We start from the raw sequence: 4,968 nt of genomic DNA, 5'->3' as shown, positions 1-4,968 counted from the left end.
CGGGGGGGGGGGCGCGGGCCGCGGGGCCCCCCGCTCCACCCCCCGCCAGGTTCCAACCCCCCCGTTGGCGCTACCGGGGATAGGGCGCGCCGGCGGCCGGGGCCCCAAGCGCGGGGCCCGGGCCCGACGCGCGTCCGGGCCCATCTGTGTCCCGGCCCACTGTCCGGGTCAGGGCGGGTCCGAGCCCTCGAGTGCCCGGCGCGCCCGGGGCCGCGACGGCGTCAGCGGCTCGCGCGGCGTCAGCGGCTCGCGCGAGGGCGGCGTCGGGCGAGCTGCGCGTCGTGCCCGTGCGGCCGGTCCACCGGCCCTACGCCGGCGAGCGCGCGGCTCAGCCGGTCGGCGGCGTCCTTCGCGGGCGGCGCCGCCCGGACGACCTCGGCGGCGGTGAGCGCGGTGTCGCGCTCGCCGACCGGCCGTGCGAGCTCCTTCATGACCTGCTCCCCCGCGGACTGGGCGGAGACGCCCACCTGCGCGCCGACGTCCGACAGCACCTCCGTGGCGACCGACTCGTCCACGCCGCACACCGCCATGATCGCGCCCTTGGCCTGCTCCGCCGCCGCGGCGGCGACGAACGCGCGCGAGACGGCGCGGTGGGCCTCGCGCTCCAGCGCGTCGCGTACCACCGGGCTGGTGTCGATGACGTAGCCGACCAGCTGCGACGACGTGCCGTCGGCGCCGTGCCGGGCCTGCCCGGTCACCACCACCGAATGCGTGCGCCCGTGGTCGTCGACGACGCGGTGCCCGCCGGCGAAGGGGCGCCCGGTCGCGAGCGCCACCGTCGCGGTGCGGGAGAGCCGCTCGCGGTCGTCGGGGTGCAGGTGGGCGCGCAGCACCTCCGGGCCGGGCTCGATGGCACCGGGCTCGCGCCCGAAGATCCGGTAGACCTCGTCCGACCACCACCACGACCCCGTGGCGACCTCGACGCGGTACTGGCCCACGAGCAGCTGGCTCCCCGCGCCGAGCAGCTCCGCGAGCGCGACGAGCTCGCGTCGCTGATGGTCGTTCGACGTGCTGGGCATCGACATGGCTCACCTCCCAGTGCCGTGCAGCGGGGTCTGGCAGGCAGATCTCCTGGCTTCACACGGTACCGGGACGGCGCGACGGCGCCACCCCTCGCGTCTCGGCTCCGCGGGTGGAATCGCGGGGGCGTCCCCTTCCCCCGTGACGACGGCCCCGCCGTCGCGGCCCCGGAGGTGGGGGCGGCGGTGCGGGGCCGACGTCGTGCGGGTCGACGTCGTGCGGGTCGACGTCGTGCGGGTCGACGTCGTGCGGGTCGACGTCGTGCACGGTCGACGTCGTGGACCGGCCGCCGCGGAGCGTCGGCCCGCCGGGTCGAGCGGTGTCAGGCGGCGGGCGTCGGCGCGGGAGCCGCCGCGGCGGGAACGTCGCCCTCGGTCTTCTCCTCCACGAGGGCCTTGCGGTGCTGGCGGAACGCGTAGGCGACGGCGACAGCCCAGCCCACCGCGATGATCCCCAGGACGAGCGAGCGCACGCCCGGGGCGACGGGGAACTCGTCGAGGCTCAGCAGGGTGCGCACGTTGGTGAGCACGATGATGCCGCCGACGGCGGAGCCGAGGACCCGCGGGGGGACGAGGCGCACGAGCCACGCCGCGATCGGCGCGGCGATGAGGCCGCCGATCAGCAGCGCCAGCGCCCAGGACGGGTTGATGCCCGCGGTCCCGAGGCCGAACAGGAAGCCGAGGCTCGCGGCCACGGCCACGAAGAACTCGCTCGTGTCGATCGAGCCGATCACCTTGCGCGGCTCCATCCGGCCGCTCGCCAGGATGGCCGGGGTGCCGACCGGGCCCCAGCCGCCGCCGCCCGTGGCGTCCATGAAGCCCGCCACGAGGCCGAGCGGCGTGAGGAAGCGCTTGCGGAGCGGCTGCCCCAGGCGGTCGGTGCGGAGGCCGCGCAGCGTGAACCGCAGCAGCACGTAGAGGCCGAGGCCGAGCAGCAGGATGGACATCAGCGGCTTGGCGATCTCGGTGGAGAGCCACGAGAGGAACGTCGCGCCGGCGAAGGCGCCCACGGCACCGGGGATGCCGATCTTGGTGACGACCTTCCAGTCCACGTTCCCGAACTTCCAGTGAGAGACGCCCGACGCGAGCGTCGTGCCGACCTCCGCCAGGTGGACGGTCGCGGACGCCGCCGCGGGGTTGGTGCCGATCGCCAGCAGCAACGTCGTCGAGGTCACGCCGTAGGCCATCCCCAGGCTGCCGTCGACGAGCTGCGCACTGAGGCCCACGAGGGCGAGGAGGACGAGAGTCCGCACGGGGTGTTCCCTCCGTCGAGGCGGCAGCCGGTCTGCCGCGACAGACCGAAGTTACCCGATCGGTCCTATCGGATTCAATGGTATCCGCCGACGGGTCGCATGCTGAGACGACGGCGATCGCGGACGGGAGACGTACCAAGCCGTACCCTGCGCCCGCCGGCGACGAGATGCCGTCGCGGGCCGAGCCGTACCGAGCCGTACCGAGCCGTACCGTGCGCCGTGAAGCGACGAAGGCCGTCACGGACCGTGCCACGCCGCGTCGTGCCGTACCGTGCCGAGCCGAGCCGAGCCGAGCGCCGTGAAGCGACGAAGGCCCTCAGGGGCCGCGCCACGCCGCGTCGTGCCGTGCGCCCGTCAGGCGACGAGGGCCGTCACGGGCTGTGCCAGGCCGCCTCGTCGTCGGTGAGCCGCCGGACCGCGTCGGGGACGTTCCCGGCGGCGAGGTCGGCGAGGCTCACCTGCTCGAGCACGGCCCGTACGTTGACGCGGAGCGCGACCCACACGTGCAGCAGCGACGCCGCCGCGCCGGTGTACTCGAGGTCCGACGGGCGGGCGTCGCGCACGAAGACCAGCGGACCGTCCACGGCGCGCACGACGTCCGCGACGGTGACCCGGTCGGCGGGACGCGCGAGGACGTACCCGCCGCCGGCGCCGCGCCGGCTCGCGACGATCCCCTCGCGCCGGAGGTCGCTGAGGATCGCCTCCAGGAACCGGTGCGGCACCCCCTGGGCGCGGGCGAGCGACTCGGCGGGCACCGGGCCGCTGTCCGCCGCGGCGGCCAGCTCGGCGGCCGCGCGGACGGCGTAGTCCGCCTTCGCCGAGATCCTCATCGCTCCGGCGTCCCCGCCGGGGCCGCGAGCCGCGCGCCCTCCAGGATGCGCCCGGCGGCACGGGCCGAGGCTGCGAAGGAGCCCGTGAGCGGGAGGTCCGGCAGGATGACGGCCTGCGCCGCGTGGTAGACGTCGGGCTTCCCCACCCAGGTGCGCCCGGAGGGCACGTTGTCGGTGTCGAGCTCGTGGAACCAGGAGCCGCGCTCGTGGTCCACCAGGTGGTCGTCGATCCAGCGCCACCATCCGCCGGCCAGCTCTGCGTACCGTTCCTCGCCCGTCGCGCGGTGCAGGACGTCCGCCGCGGCGGCCGCCTCGGCAGCCACCCAGTGGAAGCGGCGCGCCTCCACCGGCGTGCCCGACCAGTCCGTCGTGTAGACGAACCCGCCCCGCGGGCCGTCCCAACCGTCCTCGACGGCGCGGTCGAACAGCTTCCTGGCCGCCTCCGTGCGCTGCCCTGCGGTGCCGCCGGCGACGTCGACCTGCAACAGCAGCCGCGCCCACTCGAGGCCGTGACCCGGCGTGGCCCCGTAGGGCTTGAACGGGTCGTGGGGGCGGTCCGCGTTGTACTCGAGCTGCGGCGCCCACGCCGAGTCGAAGTGCTCGGGGATCCGCCAGTCGTTGCCACCGGCCCAGGAGATCACGCGGTCCGCGATCGCCGCGGCGCGTTCGAGCCAGCGCCGCTCACCCGTGGCGTCGTGCGCCGCGAGCAGAGCCTCGACGCCGTGCATGTTCGCGTTGACCCCGCGGTACGGGTCGATGACGGACCAGTCGCGCGACCGCTCGTCCAGGTGCAGCTGGTGCTCCGCCTCCCAGAAGCGCTCGTCGAGCACGCCCAGCGCCGACTCCAGCAGCGCCTCCGCCCCGGGAGCCCCGGCCACGACGCCGGTGGAGCCTGCGAGGACGACGAACGCGTGACCGTAGGCCTGCTTGAGCCCGTTCACCTCACCGGCGCCCGGGCCCCGCGAGGCGAGCCAGCCGCCGTGCTCGGCGTCCGCCAGGGACACCGAGACCCCGTCCAGGCCACGCCGGAGCAGGGAGTCCGCGCCCTCGACCCCGAGCAGGTGCCCCAGACCGAAGGTGTGCGTCATCCGACACGTGATCCACAGGTGCGCGGGCTGGGTCGAGTCGACGGCACCGTCGTCGTCGAGCCACCCTCCCGTGCCCTCCGCGCCGAGAGACGGGCGCGCGAAGTCCAACAGGCTGAGGAAGTGGGCGGCCCGCCATGACGCGTCGGGACCGCTGGCAGGAAGAAGTGGAGATCCGGTCACCGGACGAGCCTAGCGGGCCCGCGGACTCCCGGATGACAGCGCCGTCAGGTGGTCCCGTCGAGCGCCGCGCGCGAACACCTTCGTGCCCGCCCAGCGCTGCGCGGGCGCGCATGCCGAACAGGTGGTTGGGCGCGGCATAGCCGACCAGAACATGCATTTCAGCCTGGCCGGCAGCTTGGGTGCGCTCGAGCGCAGGGCCCGAGCCTGTACGGCCGCCGTCAGTGCCGGCGGCCTCCGCCGTCCCGCTTCCGGTGGTCCCGCCGTCGACGTAGTCCCGTTGGCGACGCGGTCCCCCTGCCGACGCGGGTCAGTTTTCGACGTGGTCCCCCTCTCGCCGGGCCGCGTTCTCGCCGGGCCCGAGCTGCGCGCGCCCGGCTCGCGGCCCGGCGGGTGTGTGCGGGTGTCGGGCCGGTGGTGGTGCACGTGACGGCGCGGTGGGGAGGGGTACGTCTCCGCGTGGCAGGCGCTTGAGCGGTTGCGTCACCGGGTGGGTGGCGTGTTCTTGTGGGGGTATGCGAAAGGCCCACCCCGGTGCGGGGGTGGGCCTTTCGTGAATGGGTGTCCGGCGGCGTCCTACTCTCCCACCCCCTCTCGAGGG

General features: G+C 75.2%; 4 protein-coding genes. All 4 read right to left on the bottom strand.

Annotated elements, in window-relative coordinates:
* Window positions 1-239: 239 nt before the first annotated feature.
* The 4 genes from ACFWDO_RS21110 to ACFWDO_RS21095 all read right to left on the bottom strand — a co-directional run bounded on the left by ACFWDO_RS21110 (window position 240) and on the right by ACFWDO_RS21095 (window position 4,370).
* Window positions 240-1,019 (bottom strand): PAS domain-containing protein, encoded by a 780-nt coding sequence (locus ACFWDO_RS21110; protein ID WP_380347161.1) that lies wholly within the window; start codon window positions 1,017-1,019, stop codon window positions 240-242.
* 323 nt (window positions 1,020-1,342) lie between these two features.
* Window positions 1,343-2,272 carry a sulfite exporter TauE/SafE family protein gene (locus ACFWDO_RS21105; RefSeq protein ID WP_380326712.1) on the bottom strand — a complete coding sequence of 310 codons (930 nt, stop codon included), beginning with the start codon at window positions 2,270-2,272 and terminating at the stop codon, window positions 1,343-1,345.
* Window positions 2,273-2,643: 371 nt separating this feature from the next.
* The gene (locus ACFWDO_RS21100; RefSeq protein WP_380326709.1) at window positions 2,644-3,102 is read right to left on the bottom strand and encodes an RrF2 family transcriptional regulator; all 459 of its coding nucleotides are present in this window, start codon (window positions 3,100-3,102) and stop codon (window positions 2,644-2,646) included.
* The gene (locus ACFWDO_RS21095; RefSeq protein ID WP_380326706.1) at window positions 3,099-4,370 is read right to left on the bottom strand and encodes an AGE family epimerase/isomerase; all 1,272 of its coding nucleotides are present in this window, start codon (window positions 4,368-4,370) and stop codon (window positions 3,099-3,101) included. The genes ACFWDO_RS21100 and ACFWDO_RS21095 overlap by 4 nt, the downstream gene beginning before the upstream one ends.
* Between the last annotated feature and the right edge of the window lie 598 nt (window positions 4,371-4,968).

This window comes from Isoptericola sp. NPDC060185 (assembly GCF_042728595.1).
GTDB lineage: Bacteria > Actinomycetota > Actinomycetes > Actinomycetales > Cellulomonadaceae > Isoptericola.
Note: the sequence above shows the minus strand (reverse complement) of the source record. Positions and strands in the feature narration are given on the sequence as shown.

Coding starts and splice junctions, on each gene's coding strand:
- ACFWDO_RS21110 (WP_380347161.1), bottom strand. CDS start 1,019: ATGCCCAGCACGTCGAACGACCATCAGCGACGCGAGCTCGTCGCGCTC.
- ACFWDO_RS21100 (WP_380326709.1), bottom strand. CDS start 3,102: ATGAGGATCTCGGCGAAGGCGGACTACGCCGTCCGCGCGGCCGCCGAG.